The sequence below is a fragment of the Streptomyces sp. NPDC051913 genome, from assembly GCF_044593635.1.
Classification (GTDB): domain Bacteria; phylum Actinomycetota; class Actinomycetes; order Streptomycetales; family Streptomycetaceae; genus Streptomyces.
Window position 1 is genome coordinate 64,556 of sequence record NZ_JBIUCI010000024.1, and the last position, 19,992, is coordinate 84,547.

Annotated in this window: 13 protein-coding genes; 11 read left to right on the forward strand and 2 right to left on the reverse strand. The window is 69.5% G+C overall.

What is annotated here, in order from left to right; translation table 11 throughout:
• The first annotated feature begins 24 nt into the window (after positions 1-24).
• The 7 genes from ACIHIX_RS42785 to ACIHIX_RS42815 all read left to right on the forward strand — a co-directional run bounded on the left by ACIHIX_RS42785 (position 25) and on the right by ACIHIX_RS42815 (position 10,916).
• Positions 25-1,716 (forward strand): extracellular solute-binding protein, encoded by a 1,692-nt coding sequence (locus ACIHIX_RS42785; protein WP_399965998.1) that lies wholly within the window; start codon positions 25-27, stop codon positions 1,714-1,716.
• A gap of 27 nt (positions 1,717-1,743) precedes the next feature.
• Positions 1,744-2,775 (forward strand): ABC transporter permease, encoded by a 1,032-nt coding sequence (locus tag ACIHIX_RS42790; RefSeq protein WP_399965999.1) that lies wholly within the window; start codon positions 1,744-1,746, stop codon positions 2,773-2,775.
• Complete coding sequence (locus ACIHIX_RS42795) at positions 2,772-3,689, forward strand: carbohydrate ABC transporter permease (protein ID WP_399966001.1); 918 nt, start codon at positions 2,772-2,774, stop codon at positions 3,687-3,689. The genes ACIHIX_RS42790 and ACIHIX_RS42795 overlap by 4 nt, the downstream gene beginning before the upstream one ends.
• A 105-nt stretch (positions 3,690-3,794) precedes the next feature.
• The gene (locus ACIHIX_RS42800; protein ID WP_399966002.1) at positions 3,795-6,002 is read left to right on the forward strand and encodes a WD40/YVTN/BNR-like repeat-containing protein; all 2,208 of its coding nucleotides are present in this window, start codon (positions 3,795-3,797) and stop codon (positions 6,000-6,002) included.
• Positions 6,002-7,969: a beta-galactosidase gene (locus ACIHIX_RS42805; protein ID WP_399966003.1), complete on the forward strand. Its 1,968-nt coding sequence runs from the start codon at positions 6,002-6,004 to the stop codon at positions 7,967-7,969. The genes ACIHIX_RS42800 and ACIHIX_RS42805 overlap by 1 nt, the downstream gene beginning before the upstream one ends.
• Complete coding sequence (locus ACIHIX_RS42810; RefSeq protein WP_399966004.1) at positions 7,966-10,140, forward strand: glycosyl hydrolase family 95 catalytic domain-containing protein; 2,175 nt, start codon at positions 7,966-7,968, stop codon at positions 10,138-10,140. Before ACIHIX_RS42805 ends, ACIHIX_RS42810 begins: the two co-directional genes overlap by 4 nt.
• Before the next feature lie 50 nt (positions 10,141-10,190).
• Complete coding sequence (locus tag ACIHIX_RS42815; protein WP_399966006.1) at positions 10,191-10,916, forward strand: hypothetical protein; 726 nt, start codon at positions 10,191-10,193, stop codon at positions 10,914-10,916.
• 75 nt (positions 10,917-10,991) lie between these two features.
• Here the strand turns inward: ACIHIX_RS42815 and ACIHIX_RS42820 are convergent, their stop codons facing one another.
• Positions 10,992-13,040 carry a TIM-barrel domain-containing protein gene (locus tag ACIHIX_RS42820; RefSeq protein WP_399966007.1) on the reverse strand — a complete coding sequence of 683 codons (2,049 nt, stop codon included), beginning with the start codon at positions 13,038-13,040 and terminating at the stop codon, positions 10,992-10,994.
• Positions 13,041-13,140: 100 nt separating this feature from the next.
• Positions 13,141-14,148, reverse strand: coding sequence for a LacI family DNA-binding transcriptional regulator (locus tag ACIHIX_RS42825; protein WP_399966008.1), 1,008 nt, complete (start codon positions 14,146-14,148; stop codon positions 13,141-13,143).
• Positions 14,149-14,394: 246 nt separating this feature from the next.
• Here ACIHIX_RS42825 and ACIHIX_RS42830 point away from each other — a divergent pair, with 246 nt between their 5' ends.
• From ACIHIX_RS42830 to ACIHIX_RS42845, 4 genes are all read left to right on the forward strand, one after another.
• Entirely contained in the window at positions 14,395-15,204 is an 810-nt protein-coding gene (locus ACIHIX_RS42830) for an endo-1,4-beta-glucanase (RefSeq protein WP_399966009.1), read from the forward strand.
• Between the two features lie 113 nt (positions 15,205-15,317).
• The gene (locus tag ACIHIX_RS42835; protein WP_399966010.1) at positions 15,318-17,249 is read left to right on the forward strand and encodes an acyl-CoA dehydrogenase family protein; all 1,932 of its coding nucleotides are present in this window, start codon (positions 15,318-15,320) and stop codon (positions 17,247-17,249) included.
• 88 nt (positions 17,250-17,337) lie between these two features.
• Positions 17,338-18,633 carry a 1-deoxy-D-xylulose-5-phosphate reductoisomerase gene (gene dxr, locus ACIHIX_RS42840; RefSeq protein ID WP_399966011.1) on the forward strand — a complete coding sequence of 432 codons (1,296 nt, stop codon included), beginning with the start codon at positions 17,338-17,340 and terminating at the stop codon, positions 18,631-18,633.
• Between the two features lie 8 nt (positions 18,634-18,641).
• The gene (locus ACIHIX_RS42845) at positions 18,642-19,934 is read left to right on the forward strand and encodes a M50 family metallopeptidase (protein ID WP_399966045.1); all 1,293 of its coding nucleotides are present in this window, start codon (positions 18,642-18,644) and stop codon (positions 19,932-19,934) included.
• Positions 19,935-19,992 lie beyond the last annotated feature (58 nt).

Here is a 19,992-nt window from a genome sequence, read left to right on the forward strand (position 1 = left end):
GGTGCGCCATGAAGGGTTGACGCAATGACGCCGAACGCCGCTTCCGCCTCCTCCGGGCCCAGCCGGAGAAGCTTCCTCGCCTCCTCGGCGGTGGCCACCGCCGCGGTGGCCGGGGGGATGCCGCTCCTCGCCGCCTGCGGCGGCTCGGACAGCGGATCGCGCGACGGCACCACGTCGAGCAAGGACGCCAAGAAGATCCTTCCGGCCTATGTGGCCAGCAACGTGGTGACGCCGGACATCCCCGCCAAGAACGGCTCCGCGATCGGCTTCACCAGCAAGCTGGACCTCGCCACGCTGAAGACCTCGGTCGAGAAGAAGCTCGGCAAGGGCGGCAAGGTCACTGTCATGTCGCCGTTCTGGGGCTCGCCGCCCAAGAGCGGCAACGCCTACTACAAGGCGATGAACGACCTGATCGGCGTCGACGTCCAGTGGCAGAACCAGGACGGCAACACCTACGAGCAGAAGCTCGGCGCGGTCCTCGCCTCCAGCGACGTCCCGGACGTGGTGGTCGTCCCCGGCTGGAACATGAACGGCAAGATCCCCACCGCCATCATCAGCAAGTTCGCCGACCTCGGCCCCTACCTCTCCGGCGACGCGGTCAAGGACTTCCCGAACCTCGCCGCGATCCCGACCGACTCCTGGCGGCGCTCCATCTTCGGCGGCAAGCTGCGCGGACTGCCGATGCCGGCGCCGTGGGCCCCGAGTATCGTGCCCCTCTACCGGCAGGACATCTTCGACAAGGAGGGGTACGAAATACCCAAGTCCTGCGACGAGTTCATGGCCCTGGCCAAGGAGATCACCAACGCCAAGGCCAAGCGCTGGGCCTGCCTGGACATGAAGTGGACCGCGTGGCAGGCGTTCGGTGTCTTCTCCGGCAGCGAGAAGCCGCTCGGCTGGAACATGGTCGACGGCAAGCTGGTCAACCGAGTCGAGACCGAGGAGTACCTCGAAGCGATCGAGTGGGCCCGCAAGCTCTTCGAGGCGGGTGTCGTCCACCCCGACTCCAAGATGGGCAAGAACGCCCCCGACCCGGGACCGAAGTTCGCGTCGGGCGAGTTCCTGATCTACCCCAACAACATCTCCCAGTGGTGGAGCCGCACCGCCGAACAGGCCCAGCAGAACCCGGACTTCAAGGTCTGGGGCATGGATGTGTGGGGCCATGACGGCGGCAACCCCACCATCTACGCCGAGCAGCCCGCCGGCATCTTCGCCTTCGTCAACAAGAAGGCCTCCGAGTCGGTCATCCGCGACGTGCTCGCCGTCGCCAACGTCACCGCGGCGCCGTACGGCACCAAGGAGTACATGATGACCAACTACGGGGTGGAGGGCACCCACTACACCGTCAAGGACGGCGTCCCCACCAAGACCGACCAGGGCAACCTGGAGGTGATGAACGCCTACGTGATGGTCGCCAGCCCCGCCGCGACCCTCGCCCACCCCGACTTCCCCGAGGTCGCCAAGGGCCAGGTCGAGTGGGAGCAGCGGATGGGCGCCTTCACCAAGAAGTCCACCTTCTGGGGCATGCAGATCACCGAGCCCAACCGCTACACCAACCTCTCCAACGACTTCGAGCAGCTGGAGGACGACATCGTCCGCGGCCGCAAGAAGGTCAGCGACATGCAGCAGGCCGTCTCCGACTGGAAGAGCAAGGGCGGCGACAGGCTCCGCGACTGGTACAAGCAGATCCTCGACGAGAACGGCTCCGCGGCCGGCTGACCAGGTACCGAGGCAAGGAGAACGGCCGTGTCCCACAGCACGGTGCCTCGGAGCAGGACCGAGGCCGACACGACGGCGAAGACCCCGGTGGCGCCCGGCGGCGCCACCGGTTCCAGTGACGGGCGACGCGGGAGACTGAGCCTGCGCCTACGGTTCAGACGCGACCGCGTCCTGATCCTGATGACGCTGCCGGCGGTCGTCCTGGTCCTGCTCTTCAACTACGTGCCGATCCTCGGCAACGTGGTGGCCTTCCAGGACTACGACCCCTACATCAGCGACAACGGGGTCGTGTCGATGCTGCACAGCCCCTGGGTGGGGCTGGAGAACTTCAACCGGATCTTCGCGGACTCGTCCTTCTGGTCGGCGGTCCAGAACACCCTGGTGCTGTTCTTCCTCCAGCTCCTGCTGTTCTTCCCGATCCCGATCCTGCTCGCGCTGCTCATCAACAGCGTGGTCAGGCCCCGGGTGCGGGCCATCGCCCAGGCCGTTCTCTATCTGCCCCACTTCTTCTCATGGGTGCTGGTGATCGCGGTCTTCCAGCAACTGCTGGGCGGCGCGGGGCTGTTGTCGACGCTGCTGCGCAACCACGGCTACGACGGCCTCGACGTCATGACCGATCCGAACACCTTCAAGTTCCTCGTCACCGCGCAGTCGGTGTGGAAGGACGCCGGCTGGGGGATCATCGTCTTCCTCGCCGCGCTGGCGTCCGTGAGCCCGGACCTGTACGAGGCCGCCGCCATGGACGGGGCTTCACGGTGGCGCCGCATGTGGCACGTCACGCTGCCCGCGCTGCGGCCGGTGATCGCGCTGCTGCTGGTGCTGCGGGTCGGCGACGCGCTGACCGTCGGATTCGAACAGATCCTGTTGCAGAGAGACGCGGTGGGGCCGGGTGCCGCGGAAGTGCTCGACACCTTCGTGTGGTGGAACGGCGTCCGCAACCAGGACTTCGGCTACGCGGCCGCCGCCGGACTCGTCAAGGGCGTCATCAGCATCGGTCTCGTCCTGGCCGCGAACAAGGTGGCCCATCTCATGGGCGAGCAGGGGGTGTACAAGAAGTGACCGCCGTCATCGACAAGCCATGGGCCGCGCCGCCTCGGCCGGTGTGGGAAGAACCTCCCTCGAAGGCGGGGCTGGCGGGCAAGGGGCTCGTGCTCGGCATCGCGTGCCTGGCGATTCTCTTTCCGCTGTGGATCGTCGTCGTCACCAGTCTCTCCTCACGCAAGACCATCGACGAGGCCGGCGGGCTGGTGATGGTGCCGAAGGGCATCACCTTCGTGGCCTACCAGGAGCTGCTCAGCGGGGGGCAGGTCACCCGCGCGGCGATCATCAGCGTGCTCGTCACGGTCGTGGGTACCGCGTTCTCGATGACCGTGTCCGTGCTGTGCGCGTACGGGTTGTCGCGGTCGGGGTCGCTCGGACACCGGTGGATCCTCATGGTGCTGTTGGCGACGATGTTCTTCAGCGCCGGGCTCATTCCCACGTATCTGCTGGTGCAGACCCTCGGGCTGACGGACAGTTATCTCGCGCTGATCCTGCCGAGTGCGATCAGTGTCTTCAACATCCTGGTGCTGCGCGGGTTCTTCATGGGGATCTCGTCGGAGCTGACCGACAGTGCGCGCATTGACGGTGCCGGGGACTTCCGGATCCTCTGGCAGATCGTGATGCCGTTGTCGCGGGCGGTCATCGCTGTCATCACGCTGTTCTACGCGGTGGGGTACTGGAGCGCCTGGTTCAACGCGTCCCTGTATCTGAACGACCAGGACATGATGCCGTTGCAGAACGTCATGATCCAGCTGGTGCAGAAGCAGGAGGCGCCGGTGGGGTTGGGGCAGGCGATCAAGACGGGGCAGTTGTCGGGGCTTGCCGTTCAGATGGCTGTGATGGTGATGGCGTTGTTGCCGGTGGCTGTGTTGTCGCCGTTCGTGCAGCGGCATTTCAAGAAGGGCATGTTGACAGGCGCGGTCAAGGGTTGAACCTCTGCGCGTCGGCGGCTGCGGGTTTCTTTGTGGCTGGTCGCGCAGTTCCCCGCGCCTCTCAAGTAACTCACCTGAACCTTCTCGTCTAGCGAGGTATGTGTCATGCGCGCGCCACATCTGAGCCGTCGTGTCGTACTTGCGGGGACTGCGGCGGCTGCCGCGCTCACGGCCGTTCCCTCCCTCCAGGGGAACGCCCTGGCCGCCTCCGCCGCCCCCACCTACCGCTGGCGCAACGTCGTCCAAGGCGGCACCGGGTTCGTCACCGGCGTGCTCTTCCACCCCTCCGTCCGGGGGCTCGCCTACGCCCGTACCGACATCGGCGGCGCCTACCGGTGGGACGACTCCGCCGCGCGGTGGACGGCGCTCACCGATCACCTCGGCTGGGACGACTGGAACCTTCTCGGGGTCGAGGCGATGGCGGTCGACCCCGTCCATCCGAACCGGGTCTACCTCGCGCTCGGTACGTACGCGCAGTCCTGGGCCTCCAACGGGGCCGTTCTGCGGTCCGACGACCGGGGGGCCACCTGGGCCCGTACCGACCTCGACGTCAAGCTCGGGGCCAACGAGGACGGGCGTGGGTGCGGAGAGCGGCTGCTCGTCGATCCCCGGGACAGCGACACGCTCTGGCTCGGGACCAGACATGACGGGCTCCTCAAGTCCACCGACAGGGGCGCTACTTGGGCCAAGGTCGACGGGTTCCCGGGCACCCCCAGCGCTTCCGGGCAGGGCGTCACCCTCCTCGTCGCCGCAGGGCGTGTCCTCTACGCCGGTTGGGGTGACTCCGACGGGACCGCCGCCAACCTGTTCCGCACGGCCGACGGGAGCAACTGGGAGGCCGTGCCGGGACAGCCCTCCGGTACCGCCGCCAAGGTGCCGATCCGGGGCGCGTACGACCGGAACACCCGTGAGCTGTATCTGACGTACGCCGACGCCCCCGGGCCCAACGGACAGTCCGACGGCAGTGTGCACGCGCTGTGCACCGCCAACGGCAAGTGGCGCGAGGTCACACCGGTGAAGCCGGGCGGGACCACCGCCGACGGCGGCACCGACTCCTTCGGGTACGGCGGGGTCGCCGTGGACGCCCGGCGGCCGGGCACCCTCGTCGTCTCCACGAACAACCGGTGGGCCCTGGTCGACACCGTCTTCCGGTCCACCGACGGCGGTCGCTCCTGGACCTCCCTCAAGGACTCCGCCGTCTTCGACGTGTCCGAGACGCCCTATCTCAAGTGGGGTGCGGACGCGCCCAAGTTCGGCTGGTGGATCCAGGCGCTCGCGCTCGACCCCTACGACTCCAGGCACCTCGTGTACGGCACCGGCGCCACTCTCTACGGCACCCGGGACCTGAAGCACTGGGCTCCGCAGATCCGCGGGATCGAGGAGGCGTCCGCGCGGCTGCTGATCTCGCCCCCGGCCGGGGAGGCGCCGCTGATCAGCGGGTCCGGGGACGTCGGCGTGATGTACCACGAGAAGCTCACGGCGTCCCCTTCGCGCGGCATGGCGTCGAACCCCGTGTTCGGGACGGCGACGGGACTCGCGCAGGCCGCGGCGAAGCCGGCGTACGTCGTGCGCGCCGGGTGGGGCGACCACGGCAACGGGGCGTACTCGAACGACGGCGGGCGGACCTGGGCGCCCTTCGCGGCCCAGCCCGCCCTCGCCAAGGACGCACCGGGGCCGGTCGCCGTCAGTGCCGACGGCGGAGTGCTGCTGTGGGTCTTCGGGCACTGGGACGGCACCAAGTACCCGGCCCACCGTTCCACGGACAACGGGGCCACCTGGGCCGAGGTCGCCTCCTTCCCGAGGGGCGCCACGCCCCTCGCCGATCCGACCGACCCGGCGCTGTTCTACGCGTACGACACCGACACGGGAACGCTGTTCGCCAGCACGGACGGCGGCGTCACCTTTACCGCGCGCGCCTCCGGACTGCCCTCCGGAGACAGCCAGTTCGAGCTCGTCGCGGCACCCGGGCGCTCCGGCGACCTGTGGCTCAGCGTGAAGTGGAACGGGTTGTACCGGTCCACCGACGGGGGCGTCGGCTTCTCCAAGGTCGCCAGTTGCTGGGCCTCGTACACCCTCGGCTTCGGCAAGGCGGCCGAGGGAGCCGCGTACCCGGCGGTCTACATGGTCGGCTCCACCGAGTCGATCACCGCCGTGTACCGCTCCGACGACGAGACGAGGAGCTGGGTGCGGATCAACGACGACCAGCACCAGTGGGGCTGGACCGGTGAGGTGATCACCGGTGACCCGCGGGTGTACGGACGCGTGTATCTCGCCACCAACGGGCGTGGCATCCAGTACGGGGAGCCCGTCTGATGCCAGGGCTCGGTGACGCCACCCGCGGCCGCGTCCTCTTCGGCGGTGACTACAACCCCGAGCAGTGGCCCGAGGAGACCTGGCAGGAGGACGTCCGGCTGATGAAGGACGCCGGCGTCAACTCCGTCACGCTCGGCGTCTTCTCCTGGGCGAAGCTCGAACCCCGGCCCGGGGAGCGGGACTTCGGCTGGCTCGACCGGCTCATGGACCTGATGCACGAGCACGGCATCGGGGTCGTCCTCGCCACCCCGACCTCCTCGCCACCGCCCTGGCTGGGCCATCTGCATCCCGAGACCCTGCCCGTCGACCAGGACGGCCGCACCGAGTGGTGGGGCGGCCGGCAGCACTTCTCGCACTCCAGCGCCGTCTACCGGCACCATGCCGCCGCCATCACCGAGGCCCTCGCCGCCCGCTACGGCGGCCACCCGGCCCTCACGATGTGGCACATCAACAACGAGTACTGCACCTTCGACTGGGGCGACGAGGCCGCCGCCCGGTTCCGCGACTGGCTGCGACAGCGGTACGGCACCCTCGACGCCCTCAACTCCGCCTGGGGCACCGCCTTCTGGAGCCAGGGCTACGGCGACTGGGCCGAGGTGCACACACCGCGCCACGCCCACTATCTGAAGAACCCGGCCCAGGTCCTCGACTTCAAGCGGTTCACCTCCGACATGCTCCTGGAGTGCTACCTCGCCGAACGGGACATCGTGCGCAGGCACACCCCGCACCTCCCGGTCACGACCAACTTCATGCCGCTGTGGACGGGACAGGACGCCTGGCGGTGGGCCGAGGAGGAGGACGTGGTCTCCGTCGACCTGTATCCCGATCCGCGGGATCCGCTCGGCGCCCAACAAGGGGCGCTGGTGCAGGACATGACCCGCTCGCAGGCCCGTGGTCCCTGGATGCTGATGGAGCAGGCGGCCGGGCCCGTCAACTGGCGGGGCGTCAACCACCCCAAGCCGCGCGGCCTCAACCGGCTCTGGTCCCTCCAGGCCGTCGCCCGTGGCGCCGACGCCGTCTGCTACTTCCAGTGGAGACAGTCCCGGCAGGGCGCGGAGAAGTTCCACTCCGGGATGGTCAGCCACGCGGGGGAGCGGGGGCGGACCTACCAGGAGGTCAGGCAGCTCGGCGCGGAACTCGGCCGGATCGGCGGGGCGGTCGCCGGCCGCCACACACCCAACGAGATCGCCGTCCTGCACGACTGGCACTCCTGGTGGGCCGGCGCCCACGAGGGCCGGCTCTCCAGCGAGGTCGACTATCCGCAGGTGCTGAGCGCCTGGCACCGGGCCCTCTGGGAGGCCCACCTGGCCACGGACTTCGCCCATCCCGAACACGCCCTGAGCGCGTACAAGCTCGTCGTCGTCCCGCAGTTGTACGCCCTCACCGACGCGGCCGTCGACAACCTCCTCGCCTACGTCCACCAGGGCGGCACGCTCGTCTCCGGCTTCCTCACCGGCATCGCCGACGAGGACGACCGGGTACGGCCCGGCGGGATGGACGCCCGTCTGCGCGAGCTGTTCGGCATCCGCACCCTGCACGAGTGGTGGCCACTGGACGCGGGCGATGCCGTCGAATGCGACGGGTTCCGGGGAACCTTGTGGTCCGAGGAGATCGAGGCGGACGGGGAGGCGGTCGTGGCCGCCACCTTCAAGGGGGGCGAACTCGACGGTCTGCCCGCCGTGCTGCGCAAGGGGCGGGCCCGCTATCTCGCCACGCTTCCCGAACCGGACCAACTGCGCGAGCTGCTCGCCGGGTTCGCGGCCGAGGTGGGCGTCCGGCCGGTGCTGGAGGGGCTGCCGGCGGGCGTCGAGGCCGTACGGCGGGGTGAGTTGCTCTTCGTGCTCAATCACGGCCGCGACTCCGTGGACCTGCGTGTTCCGGGCGTTTTCCATGATCTGCTGACCGGCATGAACGTCGTGGACGAACTCACCCTCGACCGCTACGGAGTGGCGGTGCTGAAGCCATGAGCCTGGTGTACGGCACCTGGGAACCCCGCCCTGCGACCCGCTGGGAGGACGGCTTCCTCAGCGGCAACGGCCATCACGGCACCCTTGTGTTCGGCGAACCGAACGACGAGCGGGTCGTCGTCACCCATCACACCCTGGTCCGCCCCAACGGCGCCGAACAGGCCCGCCCGCCGCGGCTGGCCGCCGAACTCCCTGCGCTTCAGGACCGGTTGCTCGCCGGAGAGCTGGACGCGGCCGAGAGCTTCACGGACCACCGGGACCTCCAGTGGGTGCAGCCCTTCCACCCGGCCTTCCAGATCCGGCTGCGCGGCACGACCGGCGACGCCCCCGGCTACCACCGGTCCGTCGACTTCACCACCGGCGTCACCCGCACCTGGTACCAGGGCTGGGACAGCGAGGTCTTCGTCTCCCGCGCCGACGACGTCATCGTCCACCGGGTCACCACGACCGACCTGGAGATCTCCCTGGACCACCGGCTGCCGGGCGCCCCCAGGGACCTCGGCGTCGGCCAGGGCGCCGTGCTCACCCCCGAGGGCGCCCTGCTCACCCTGCGCGCCCGCTACCCCGGCAGCGACCGCGCCTACACCGGTGTCACCCTCGTCCGGCTCACCGGCGGCACCGTCACCCTCACCCCGCCCGGCCTGCGGATCAGCGGCGCCGAGTCGGTGCTGCTGCTGACCCGAGTCGTCCGGCACACCGGCGAACTGGACGTCTTGGCCGAGGCGCGCGCCCTGCGCGAACTCCCCCTGGACCACTCGGCGCTCCTCGAACGGCACACCGCACTGCACCGCACCGCCTACACCCGCGTCACCCTCGACCTGGACGCGGACCCCGACGAACGCAACCTGCCCGGCGCGGAGTTGCTGGAACGCCCCGACAGTCCTGCCCTCATGGAGCGCCTCTTCGCCGCCGGCCGCTACCACCTGCTCTCCGCGAGCGGCCTCTTCCCGCCCCGCCTCACCGGCCTGTGGACCGGCGACTGGGACACCGCCTGGGCAGGGGCGTTCACCAACGACGCCAACGTCAACCTCCAGACCGCGTCCGCCGCGGCAGCCGCCCTCCCCGAAGTGACCGAGGCGCTCGCGTCCCTCGTCCACGGGCAGCGGGACGACTGGCGGGAGAACGCCCACGCGATCTTCGGCGCCCGCGGGATCGTCGCCCCGCCGCACAGCGACGGCGAGTCCGGGCTGACGTACCACTTCAGCCGTGAGTACCCGCTGCACCTGTGGACGGCCGGCGCCGACTGGCTGCTCAAGCCGCTCGTCGACCACGACGAGACCACCGGCACCCGCGACCCCCGCACCGCCGCCGCGCTCGCCGAGGTCGCCCAGTTCTACGAGGACTTCCTCACCCGCACCGACACCGATGGACAACTCGTCGTCGTCCCCTCCTACTCGCCGGAGAACCGCCCCGCCAACGCCAGTTGGGGCGCCATCAACGCGGCGATGGACCTCTCGGCGGCCCGGCACGCGCTGCTCACGGCCGCCGCGTACCACCCGCGGGACGCGGCCCGCCTGCGCGCCCTCGCCGACCGCCTTCCGTCGCACCGGATCAACGACGACGGGGCGATCGCCGAGTGGGCCTGGCCGGGCCTGGAGGACACCTACGACCACCGGCATCTCAGCCATCTGTACGGGGTCTGGCCGCTCGACGAGATCAATCCCTACGACACCCCCGGCCTCGCCGACGCCGCCCACCGCGCCCTGCGACTGCGCGGCGCCGAGAACGACTCGGCCCACGGACACCTCCACCACGCCCTGATCGCGGCCCGGCTGCGCGACGGCGAACGGGTCGCGCACGCCCTCGGCCAGGTCCTCAAGGGCGACTTCTTCCACAACTCGCTGATGAGCGCGCACTACCCGAACCGCGACGTCTACAACGCCGACGCCGCCCACACCCTCCCGGCCGTGCTCGTCGAGATGCTCGTGCAGTCGACGCCCGACCGGCTGGTCCTGCTGCCCGCCCTGCCCGACCGCTACCCCCAGGGACAACTCCGCGGCGTCCGAACCCGGTTCGGCGCCGCACTCGACCTCGTCTGGACCCCACGGCAAGCGACCGCGGTCCTGCGCCCCACGCGCAGCCACCGCGTCGAACTGAGGACTTCCTCCGGCACCCGGCCGCTCGACCTCGTCGCCGGAGAAGACCACGTCCTGCGTCTGGAGGCGTGGTAGCCACCCCGCAAGACACCCCCGCGATTCCCCCCACCCATGGAAGGGACACCATGGCAAAGAGCACGAACACCAAACTGCGCAAGATCACCATGGCCGTACTGGCCCCCGCGATGGCCCTCGGCGCCACCGTCGGCCTCGCCTCCGCACCCGCCTCGGCGGCCGTGTGGAACTCCTGCGACCAGTGGGGCAACACCAGCCTGAACGGCTACACCCTCTACAACAACATCTGGGGTTCCGGCGCCGGCAGCCAGTGCATCTGGGCCAACTCCGGCACCAACTGGGGAGTCTGGGCCAACCACCCCAACACCGGCGGCATCAAGTCCTACCCGAACGCGAAGAAGGTGGTCAACAAGACCATCTCCTCGCTCGGTTCGCTGTCCAGCAGCTACAACGTCACCGTCCCGTCGTCCGGCGCGTACAACACGTCGTACGACATCTGGGACACCGACTACGACTACGAGATCATGCTCTGGGTCAACTACAACGGAGCCGTCGGCCCGCTCGGCACCTCGCAGGGCAACGTCACCCTCGGCGGCCACACCTGGACCGTCTACAAGGGCACCAACGGCGCCAACGAGGTGTTCTCGTTCCTGCGCACCTCGGACTCCAGCTCCGGCACCGTGAACATCAAGTCGATCCTCACCTGGATCTCGGGCACCAAGGGCTGGATGTCCAGCAGCGAGACCATCGGGGACGTCCAGTTCGGCTACGAGATCACGTCCTCGTCCGGCGGACTGGACTTCGTCACCAACAACCTGACGGTCAGCAGCAGTTGATCAGCTGACCTCCGCACGCGTGCGGCCGGTCCCCCTAGGGGAGGGACCGGCCGCACGTCATGTCACCGCCACCGGCTACTCCGCCACCGGCAGCCGCGCCCCGTCCCGCAGGAACAACGGGATGCGGTCGAGCGGCGCGTCGACCGTCACGGTCCTGCCGCCCTCGTACGACTCACCGGTCCACGCGTCCGTCCAGGTCGCGCCCGCCGGGAGATACGTCGTCCGGGCCGTCGCGCCCGCCGTCAGCACCGGGGCCACCAGCAGGTCGGCGCCGAAGAGATACGCGTCGTCCACCGACCAGGCCGCCTGGTCGTCCGGGAACTCCAGGAACAGCGGCCGCATGGGCGGCAGACCCTCCTCGTGGGCCTCCCGCATGACGTCCAGGACGTACGGCCGCAGCCGCTCGCGCAGCCGCAGGTACTTCTCCAGGACGGCCCCGGCCGCCTCGCCGTACGACCACACCTCGTTGGGTCCGCCCGTCATGTCCGGGCCCAGCGGCATGCCCGGGTCGCGGAAGCCGTGCAGCCGCATCAGCGGGGACAGCGCGCCGAACTGGAACCAGCGGACCATGACCTCCTGGTACGCCGGGTCGGTCGGGTCGCCGCCGTGGAAGCCGCCGATGTCGGTGTTCCACCAGGGGATGCCGGACAGCGCGGTGTTGAGGCCGGCCGCTATCTGGCGGCGCAGGGTCGGGAAGTCGGTGCCGATGTCACCGGACCACAGGGCCGCTCCGTAGCGCTGACTGCCCGCCCACGCCGAGCGGTTGAGGGTGATGACCTCCTCGCCCTCGGCGCGCAGGCCCTCGTGGAAGGTGCGGGCGTTGTCCGCCGGATAGATGTTGCCGACCTCCAGGCCGGGCCCCGACCAGTAGCGCAGGTTCTCCGGGAAACCCGGCTTCAGCTCGGGCTCGCAGGCGTCCAGCCAGAAGGCCGTGATGCCGTACGGGTCGAGATAGTTCTCCTTGATCCTCGACCACACGAACTGGCGAGCCTCCGGGTTGGTGGCGTCGTAGAAGGCCACCTGGACCGTGGACGCCACCTCCTTGTCCGGCCAGTCCGCGTGCGCCATCGGCCCGTACTGCGTGCCGATGAAGTAGCCGCGCTGCTCCATCACCGGGTGGTTCTCGCTCAGCGGCGACACCGACGGCCAGACGGAGACGACGAGTTTGACGCCCAGTTCCGTCAACTCCCGCACCATCGCGGCCGGGTCGGGCCACTCCGCGGGGTCGAACTTCCACTCGCCCAGGTGCGTCCAGTGGAAGAAGTCGCACACGATCGCCGAGAGGGGCAGTCCGCGACGCTTGTACTCCCGCGCCACCTCCAGGAGTTCGTCCTGGGTGCGGTAGCGCAGCTTGCACTGCCAGAAGCCCGTCGCCCACTCCGGCATCATCGGCGTCCGGCCGGTGACCGCGGAGTAGTGGCGCTGCCCGTCGGCGGGGGAGCCGGCCGTGATCCAGTAGTCGATCTGGCGGGCCGAGTCGGCCACCCAGCGGGTGCCGTTGTGGGCCAGCTCCACCCGGCCGATCGCCGGGTTGTTCCACAGCACGGTGTAGCCGCGGCTGGACGTCAGCACCGGGATGCCGACCTCGGCGTTGCGCTGGACCAGGTCGAGGACCAGGCCCTTCTGGTCGAACCGCCCGTGCTGGTGCTGGCCGAGGCCGTACAGCTTCTCGTCGTCGTAGGCGGCGAACCGCTGCTCAAGGCGGTGGTGGCCGTTGCCGACGGCCGTGTAGAGGCGCGACCCCGGCCACCAGAAATGGGCGCGGGCCTCCGCGAGCAGCTCGCTCGCGTCGTCCGTCCGCAGGAACCGGATCAGGCCCTCGCCGCTGACCTCGACGGTGAGCGAGCCGACCGTCAACCGCCCCTGCCCGTCCTCGATCTTGACGGTGGACGAGGTGGCGGGCGCGTCGTCGAGCAGCGCACCCGGCAACCCCTCCAGGATCGGCCCGCCGAGCCGCGCCCGGACCCGGACCGCGTCCGGACCCCAGGCTTCGATGCGTACGGTCTCCTGCCGGCCGCTCCACTCCAGCGCGCCGTCCCGCTCACGGAACGTACCGACGGTCGGGGACGACTGCGCGAGGCTCACCGCGCCGGTCGGGGGCTGGTTCTCGGCATGCTGAGTCACTTGAGGCGCTCCTGGGCTCCGATACTCCTGGCGGAGTGGCAGACATGGGGGTGCCCCGGCAGGGGCGGACGCGTGAAGGTGTTACGCCGGTGATGGGCGGTTACGCCGGTACCGGGCCGGTGCTCGCCCGGACCGTCAACTCGGGGGAGATCAGCACGACTTCGTCGCTGCCGCGGCCGTCCAGCTTGGCCACCAGACGCTCCACCGCATGGCGGCCCATCTCCTGGGCGGGGATGGCGACCGAGGTCAGCCGTACCGAGGCCTGGGTCGCCACCTGGTCGGGGCAGACCGCGACCACCGAGACGTCCTCGGGGACGGCACGCCCCTGCTGGCGCAGCAGGGCGAGCAGCGGTTCGACCGCCGACTCGTTCTGTACGACGAACCCCGTGGTGGCGGGGCGCTCGTCGAGGATGCGGGCGAGCGTGACGGCCATCGCGTCGTACCCGCCCTCGCACGGCCGGTGCAGCAGTCGTACGCCCAACTCCTGGGCCCGGGTGCGCAGTCCGTCCAGGGTGCGCTCGGCGAAACCCGTGTGCCGTTCATAGACCGCGGGGGCCTCGCCGATGACAGCGATGTCGCGGTGGCCGAGCATCGCGAGGTGCTCGACACAGAGCGCGCCGGTCGCCCGGAAGTCGAGGTCGACGCAGGTCAGCCCGGAGGTGTCGGCGGGGAGGCCGATGAGCACGGAGGGCTGGTCGGTGCCGCGCAGCAACGGCAGCCGCTCGTCGTCGAGTTCGACGTCCATCAGGATCATGGCGTCGGCGAGCCCGCTGCCGGTGACGCGGCGCACCGCGTCCGGACCCTCCTCGCCGGTCAGCAGCAGGACGTCGTACCCGTGCGTCCGGGCGGTGGTGGCGACGGCGATGGCGATCTCCATCATCACCGGCACGTACATGTCCGTGCGCAGCGGCACCATCAGCGCGATGATGTTGGACCTGCTGCTGGCCAGGGCGCGGGCGCCCGCGTTCGGGTGGTAGCCGAGTTCGCGGATGCTCTGCTCGACCCGCTGCCGGGTGGTCGTGGAGATGGACCGCTTGCCACTGAGGACATAGCTCACCGTGCTCGCCGACACTCCGGCGTGCTGGGCGACCTCGGCGAGGGTGACCATCCAGCTCTCCAAGCTTTGTGAAGCGCTTCGACAGTGCGCAGTGCGAACAAGGGCGGGTGAGGGTGGTTCGACAGTAGCTTCACCCGGGGTGGGTGTCCATAGGCTGTCGAAGCGCTTCGATAAGGAGTTCGGGACGGGGTGCCACATGGCCCTCCGGCTCCCATCATGACGGACCGGAGCGACGGCAACCTTTCGAACGGCGGCGGCCACTGAAGAGGTGTAACAGGACCCCCCGGAAGGACCCCCATGCAGCACCGCCGCCCCCGCTTCTCCAAGAAGGCGAAGACCCTGCTCTCCGGCACGGTCGCGCTGGCCGCCGCCGTCGGCGTCACCGTCGCGCAGGCCGACGAGTCGAGCAAGAAGTGCACGGCGTTCGACACGATCACGCTCGGCAAGTACTACGTGAACAACAACCTCTGGAACGAGGGGAAGTACACCGGCACCCAGTGCGTGTGGTCCAACTCCCAGTCGGGGTCGACCATTTCATGGGGCACCGACTACAGCCTCGCCAACAGCGCCACCGGCCGGGACTACGACGTGAAGTCGTACGCCTCCACCGTGCTCGGCTGGCACTGGGGCTGGAAGACCGACAAGGCCGCCACCCAGCTGCCCATCCGGGTCGGCGACCGCAAGCCGGTGAGGACCAGCTGGGAGTTCACGGTCAGCGCCGCCCCCGGCACCATGAACGTCGCGTACGACCTGTGGCTGCACAACAAGAGCACCGCCGACTGGCAGGACCAGCCCACCGACGAGATCATGATCTGGCTCAACCGCCAGGGCGGCGCCGGACCGCTCGGCACCAAGTACGGCAGCGTCAGCCTCGGCGGCGCGATGTGGGACATCTACCAGGGCGACATCGGCTGGAAGGTGTACTCCTTCGTCCGGCAGACCAACACCACCAAGGCCTCTCTCAACCTGGACGACTTCACCCAGGCCCTCGTTCGGCGCAAGCTGCTCAGCAACGACAAGTACGTCTCCGGCATCGAGTCCGGCACGGAGGTCTTCAAGGGCACCGGGCGCCTGGACACCAAGTCCTACTCCGTCAACATCGGCTGAACGGGCGCGTCCCAGGGGTGGTGGGGTCGCCCGGGATCGGGTACATACGATCGAGTAGCACCGGTCGGTAACGATAACGGTCCAAGATCCCGATTCGCGGCGAGGTGACCCTCATGTCCGCCCCATCCAGCAAACCCACCGTCTCCGAACGTGAGGCCCGCGAGGTCGCGGAGGCGGCCCGGGAACAGGAGTGGCGCAAGCCCAGCTTCGCCAAGGAACTGTTCCTCGGCCGCTTCCGGCTCGACCTGGTCCATCCGCACCCCATGCCCTCCACGGAGGCCGCCCAGCGCGGCGAGGAGTTCCTCGCCAAACTCCGCGACTTCTGCGAGACCAAGGTGGACGGCGCCCTCATCGAGCGCGAGGCCCGCATCCCCGACGAGGTCATCAACGGCCTCAAGGAGCTCGGCGCGCTCGGCATGAAGATCGACACCAAGTACGGCGGGCTCGGCCTCACCCAGGTGTACTACAACAAGGCGCTCGCGCTGGCCGGCTCCGCCTCCCCGGCGATCGGCGTGCTCCTCTCCGCCCATCAGTCGATCGGCGTACCGCAGCCGCTGAAGCTGTTCGGCACGGCCGAGCAGAAGGAGACGTTCCTGCCCCGGTGCGCCCGCACCGACATCAGCGCGTTCTTGTTGACCGAGCCGGACGTCGGCTCCGACCCGGCCCGGCTGGCCACGTCCGCGGTGCCGGACGGGGACGACTACGTCCTCGACGGAGTGAAGCTGTGGACCACCAACGGTGTGGTCGCCGACCTCCTCGTCGTCATGGCCCGGGTACCGAAGTCCGAGGACCACAGGGGCGGCATCACCGCGTTCGTCGTCGAGACCAACTCGCCCGGCATCACGGTCGAGAACCGCAACGCCTTCATGGGCCTGCGCGGCATCGAGAACGGCGTCACCCGCTTCCACCAGGTCCGCGTCCCGGCGGCCAACCGCATCGGCCCCGAGGGCGCGGGGCTGAAGATCGCGCTCACCACCCTCAACACCGGCCGACTCTCCCTGCCCGCCTCCTGTGTGGCGGCCGGCAAGTGGTGCCTGAAGATCGCCCGCGAGTGGTCGGCGGCCCGCGAGCAGTGGGGCAAGCCCCTCGCCCACCACGAGGCCGTCGGCTCGAAGATCAGCTTCATCGCGGCCACCACCTTCGCGCTGGAGGCGGTCACCGACCTCGCCAGCCAGATGGCCGACGAGGACCGCAACGACATCCGCATCGAGGGCGCCCTGGCCAAGCTCTTCGCCTCGGAGCAGGCGTGGCTCATGGCCGACGAACTCGTCCAGATCCGCGGCGGCCGGGGCTTCGAGACGGCCGCCTCCCTGGCCGCCCGCGGCGAACGAGCAGTCCCCGCGGAACAGGTCCTGCGCGACCTCCGCATCAACCGCATCTTCGAGGGCTCGACCGAGATCATGCACCTGCTGATCGCCCGCGAGGCGGTGGACGCCCACCTCTCGGTCGCCGGCGACCTGATCGACCCGGAGAAGTCCCTGACCGACAAGGCGAAGGCCGGCGCGGGCGCGGGCGTGTTTTACGCCAAGTGGCTCCCGAAACTGGTCGCGGGACAGGGGCAACTTCCTTACTCCTACCGCGAGTTCAAACACGAGATCGACCTCTCCGCGCACCTGCGCTACGTCGAACGCACGGCGCGCAAGCTCGCCCGCTCCACCTTCTACGCCATGTCCCGCTGGCAGGGCCGCATGGAGACCAAGCAGGGCTTCCTCGGCCGGATCGTCGACATCGGCGCGGAACTGTTCGCGATGAGCGCCGTCTGTGTCCGGGCCGAACTCCTGCGCACCACCGAGGACCACGGCCGCGAGGCCTACCAACTCGCGGACGCCTTCTGCCACCAGTCCCGCATCCGGATCGAGGAACTCTTCGGCCGCCTGTGGACCAACACCGACGACCTGGACCGCAAGGTCGTCAAGGGCGTCATGTCCGGCACCTACGTATGGCTGGAGGACGGCATCGTCGACGCCTCGGGCGAGGGCCCCTGGATCGCCGACGCGACACCGGGTCCGAGCGAGAAGGAGAACGTCCACCGCCCGATCAGCTGACCGGCCCATGACAGCGCGCTTTCCCGGGGGGACCTCCTTCGGGGGACGCGCTGTCCTCACACACCGTCCTTACGGCAACAATGGGGGGATGAGTGACAGTCCAGCCCTCCGAGGGCACGGGGCGAAAGCCCCGTCTGCGGCCCGCGCCCTCGCCGACCCCCACCTCGTCTACGACCCCGTGGCGGGCGACGGCCCCAAGGACGTGGTGATCCTCGGCTCCACCGGCTCGATCGGCACGCAGGCCATCGATCTCGTGCTGCGCAACCCGGACCGCTTCCGGGTCACCGCGCTGTCCGCCAACGGCGGCCGGGTCTCCCTGCTCGCCGAGCAGGCCCACCGGCTCGGGGTGCGGACCGTCGCGGTCGCCCGCGAGGACGTCGTACCGGCGCTGCGGGAGTCCCTCCAGGCCCGGTACGGCACCGGCGAGCCGCTCCCGGAGATCCTCGCCGGCCCCGACGCGGCCGCCCAGGTCGCCGCCTCGGACTGCCACACCGTCCTCAACGGCATCACCGGCTCGATCGGCCTCGCCCCGACCCTCGCCGCCCTGGAGGCGGGCCGCACCCTCGCGCTCGCCAACAAGGAGTCGCTCATCGTCGGCGGCCCGCTGGTCAAGGCGCTCGCCGAGCCCGGGCAGATCATCCCGGTCGACTCCGAGCACGCGGCGCTGTTCCAGGCCCTCGCGTCCGGGACGCGGGCCGACGTACGGAAACTCGTCGTCACCGCCTCCGGCGGCCCGTTCCGCGGCCGTACCAAGGAGGAACTGGCGGACGTCGGCGTCGAGGACGCCCTCGCCCACCCCACCTGGGCCATGGGCCCGGTCATCACCATCAACTCCGCGACCCTCGTCAACAAGGGCCTGGAAGTCATCGAGGCACACCTCCTCTACGACATTCCCTTCGACCGCATTGAGGTCGTCGTGCATCCCCAGTCGTATGTCCACTCGATGGTTGAGTTCACGGACGGATCGACAATCGCCCAGGCGACGCCCCCCGACATGCGCGGGCCCATCGCCATCGGCCTCGGCTGGCCCGAGCGCGTCCCCGACGCGGCCCCCGCCTTCGACTGGAGCACGGCGTCGACGTGGGAGTTCTTCCCGCTCGACAACGACGCGTTTCCTTCGGTCAACCTTGCGAGGCACGTGGGAGAGCTCGCGGGCACGGCCCCGGCGGTGTTCAATGCCGCCAACGAGGAGTGCGTGGAGGCGTTTCGGGTCGGCGCGCTGCCCTTCAACGGGATCATGGAGACCGTGACGCGCGTGGTGGAGGAACACGGCACGCCGGCCACGGGAACCCCACTCACGGTGTCGGACGTCCTCGAAGCGGAGACCTGGGCCCGCACCCGGGCCCGGGAACTGGCGGCACAGACGGCGGAGGCCCGTGCATGACGACCCTGATGTTCATCCTCGGCATAGCGGTCTTCGCGCTCGGACTCCTCGTCTCGATCGCGTGGCACGAGCTGGGCCACCTCTCCACGGCCAAGCTCTTCGGCATCCGCGTGCCCCAGTACATGGTCGGCTTCGGCCCGACCATCTTCTCGAAGAAGAAGGGCGACACCGAGTACGGCTTCAAGGCCATCCCGTTCGGCGGCTACATCCGCATGATCGGCATGTTCCCGCCGGGCCCGGACGGCCGCCTGGAGGCCCGCTCCACCTCGCCGTGGCGCGGCATGATCGAGGACGCCCGCTCGGCCGCCTTCGAGGAGCTCCAGCCCGGCGACGAGGACCGCCTCTTCTACACGCGCAAGCCGTGGAAGCGGGTCATCGTGATGTTCGCGGGCCCGTTCATGAACCTGATCCTCGCGATCGGCCTGTTCCTGACGGTCCTGATGGGCTTCGGCATCCAGCAGCAGACCACCGACGTCGCCTCGGTCTCCCCGTGCGTGATCTCCCAGAGCGAGAACCGCGACACCTGCAAGAAGACCGACAAGCCCTCACCGGCAGCGGCGGCCGGCATGAAGAAGGGCGACAAGATCGTCTCCTTCGCCGGGGTGAGGACCGACGACTGGAACACCCTCTCCGACCTCATCCGCGACAGCGCCGGCAAGACGGTCCCGATCGTCGTCGACCGCGACGGCACGCAGGTCTCCCTCTCGGCCAGGATCGCCACCAACCTCGTGGCGAAGAAGGACTCCAGCGGGGCCTACGTCCAGGGCGAGTACGTCAAGGCCGGCTTCCTCGGCTTCAGCGCCGCCACCGGCGTCGTCAAACAGGACTTCGGCGACTCCGTGACCTGGATGACGGACCGCGTCGGCGACGCGGTCGACTCCCTCGCCGCCCTGCCCTCCAAGATCCCGGCCCTGTGGGACGCGGCCTTCGGCGACGGCCCCCGTGAACCGGACTCCCCGATGGGCGTGGTCGGCGCGGCCAGGGTCGGCGGCGAGATCGCCACCCTCGACATCCCGGCGTCCCAGCAACTGGCGATGTTCGTCATGCTCCTCGCGGGCTTCAACCTCTCCCTGTTCCTCTTCAACATGCTCCCGCTGCTGCCGCTGGACGGCGGCCACATCGCGGGCGCCCTGTGGGAGTCGCTGCGCCGCAACCTGGCCAGGCTCTTCCGCCGCCCGGACCCGGGCCCGTTCGACGTGGCGAAGCTGATGCCGGTCGCCTACGTCGTGGCGGGAATCTTCGTCTGCTTCACGATCCTGGTCCTCATCGCGGACGTGGTTAACCCGGTGAGAATCTCCTAGCCGTACGGCGTTGGTCTCGGCCCGGCACGCTCTGTGCCGGGCCGTCATCGTTCGAGTG

Coding starts and splice junctions, on each gene's coding strand:
- ACIHIX_RS42835 (WP_399966010.1), top strand. CDS start 15,318: ATGTCCGCCCCATCCAGCAAACCCACCGTCTCCGAACGTGAGGCCCGC.
- ACIHIX_RS42785 (WP_399965998.1), top strand. CDS start 25: ATGACGCCGAACGCCGCTTCCGCCTCCTCCGGGCCCAGCCGGAGAAGC.
- ACIHIX_RS42825 (WP_399966008.1), bottom strand. CDS start 14,148: ATGGTCACCCTCGCCGAGGTCGCCCAGCACGCCGGAGTGTCGGCGAGC.
- ACIHIX_RS42830 (WP_399966009.1), top strand. CDS start 14,395: ATGCAGCACCGCCGCCCCCGCTTCTCCAAGAAGGCGAAGACCCTGCTC.
- ACIHIX_RS42815 (WP_399966006.1), top strand. CDS start 10,191: ATGGCAAAGAGCACGAACACCAAACTGCGCAAGATCACCATGGCCGTA.
- ACIHIX_RS42800 (WP_399966002.1), top strand. CDS start 3,795: ATGCGCGCGCCACATCTGAGCCGTCGTGTCGTACTTGCGGGGACTGCG.
- ACIHIX_RS42810 (WP_399966004.1), top strand. CDS start 7,966: ATGAGCCTGGTGTACGGCACCTGGGAACCCCGCCCTGCGACCCGCTGG.
- ACIHIX_RS42845 (WP_399966045.1), top strand. CDS start 18,642: ATGTTCATCCTCGGCATAGCGGTCTTCGCGCTCGGACTCCTCGTCTCG.
- dxr (WP_399966011.1), top strand. CDS start 17,338: ATGAGTGACAGTCCAGCCCTCCGAGGGCACGGGGCGAAAGCCCCGTCT.
- ACIHIX_RS42805 (WP_399966003.1), top strand. CDS start 6,002: ATGCCAGGGCTCGGTGACGCCACCCGCGGCCGCGTCCTCTTCGGCGGT.